A 1,587-nucleotide genomic window follows, 5' to 3' on the forward strand; every position below is an offset into this window, starting at 1 on the left:
CAAAGGTTTTTAACGCCAGCAAAATCGTCATCAACAGCCACAGAATGTAGTGGCGCGGTAAGCGACGCGAACGTTTACAGAAAATCCAGCACACCCACATGCTATAAAGCCAAACCACTGCGGCGGTCAGCAGTGAAATTGACCATTGCGTGAGCAATATGCCGCCGTGTGAAAACAGCGTAGTGCGCAATTCGGGATTGAACAGCGGGCTCAGATACATCGCCACCACCAGCGCACTGGTCAGCATGGTCATGATCAGCCACGCCAGCGGCAGCAATAACCAGCCAGCGATACGCGGCGGGAACACCTGTTCGGTCATCGGGAAGATCCTGTTTGCAGAAAAGAGGGCGATGCAGAGCGTATCATGTCCAAACGGGGCACGCCCGACCTGGACAACGCAAGAGCGCAGATAAAGAGGGGATAAATCAATTAGATCACGTAACGCCAAACGGTTTTAGGCACGCGGCCCATGTCGAACAGACGTCCGCCAGAGACCAGTTCAGCACGTCGATGGTCGGCAGCGCGATACATATTGATGATCTCACTATCATCAGTCAGCGAATAATTAAGATGGTCGTAGAGTTTTTCCAGACTATCGAGATTATTCACTTTGCGGAATTTCAGCAGGTAATCTAACGCAGTCATGATTGCCATTTAAATATAAAGTACTCGGAAGTGCCCAAGTATAGGGAGCACGCAGCGAGAGTCCATACGCGACTTGTAAAAAAATACAAAATTCAGACAACATGCGCTAATTCGCTCATGAAACGACACTTTTTTGCCTTTTAAAGGTTTTAAACGCGTATTTGAAAAGCGATTTAAGGCAAATTCAGGCCGGTAATTAGCGGGTATGTGAGAAAATCTCACACTAATTAATCCATACTGGTTAGCCATTATTTATCCGTCTCTATAATAGTTATTTCCGATCGTGCTGCTGACGAATCCGCTAATTATTCGCGACTGGTCGGCAAATTTATGCACACGCCATGAAACCAGCACTCACAATCTGTGCGAGCAGTCACAAAACCAATAATTGATTGTCCGGACAGAGAATAACCATTCTTTACGTACCCGCTGTAATCGTTTTCAGTAGTGAGAAACATAACCGATTCTGTTTATTACATTTATTTAACCACCTGCGCAATAATTAGCAGGCATTTTGTCCATAACGGCACTCTCCTTAAAGCCTTGCACGTTCGCGTAACTCCTTTAATTCACTCTGATTTGTGAAGTAAGTCGCGCTTGTTTACGCGCTTTTCAGCCAGGCTTAATTCGCGTTTTGTACCCCTACAACACACTCCCTTCAGAGGATTGAAATTATGTGGAAACGTTTACTCTTGACCGCCATGGTGAGCTCGGCACTGAGTACGTCGGTGTTGGCTGCTGATATGACGGTGGGCTTCTCACAGGTTGGCTCGGAATCTGGCTGGCGTTCAGCAGAAACCAATGTGGCAAAAAGTGAAGCGCAAAAGCGCGGCATCACACTGAAAATCGCCGATGGTCAACAGAAACAAGAGAACCAAATCAAAGCGGTGCGCTCGTTCATTGCGCAGGGCGTTGATGCCATCTTCATTGCGCCAGTGGTGC

General features: G+C 47.3%; 2 protein-coding genes and 1 pseudogene. 1 reads left to right on the forward strand and 2 read right to left on the reverse strand.

What is annotated here, in order from left to right; translation table 11 throughout:
• Both RTY00_RS20660 and ydgT read right to left on the reverse strand, forming a co-directional pair.
• Window positions 1–319, reverse strand: a 319-nt coding sequence (locus tag RTY00_RS20660) for a DUF2569 domain-containing protein (protein WP_312665922.1), incomplete at its 3' end; no start/stop codon positions are given.
• A gap of 110 nt (window positions 320–429) precedes the next feature.
• On the reverse strand, window positions 430–645 hold the full coding sequence (ydgT, locus tag RTY00_RS20665; RefSeq protein WP_312665923.1) for a transcription modulator YdgT: 216 nt from the start codon (window positions 643–645) through the stop codon (window positions 430–432).
• Between the two features lie 674 nt (window positions 646–1,319).
• On the opposite strand from ydgT, the pseudogene RTY00_RS20670 reads away from it, so the two are divergent.
• A pseudogene (locus tag RTY00_RS20670) lies at window positions 1,320–1,587 on the forward strand (sugar ABC transporter substrate-binding protein); the annotation flags it as partial.

The organism is Pantoea sp. CTOTU49201, from assembly GCF_032054795.1.
In the GTDB taxonomy this organism is placed as follows: domain Bacteria; phylum Pseudomonadota; class Gammaproteobacteria; order Enterobacterales; family Enterobacteriaceae; genus Pantoea; species Pantoea symbiotica.

What these genes read in the sequence shown, in the direction of transcription:
- ydgT (WP_312665923.1), bottom strand. Translation starts at nt 645, where the DNA reads ATGACTGCGTTAGATTACCTGCTGAAATTCCGCAAAGTGAATAATCTC.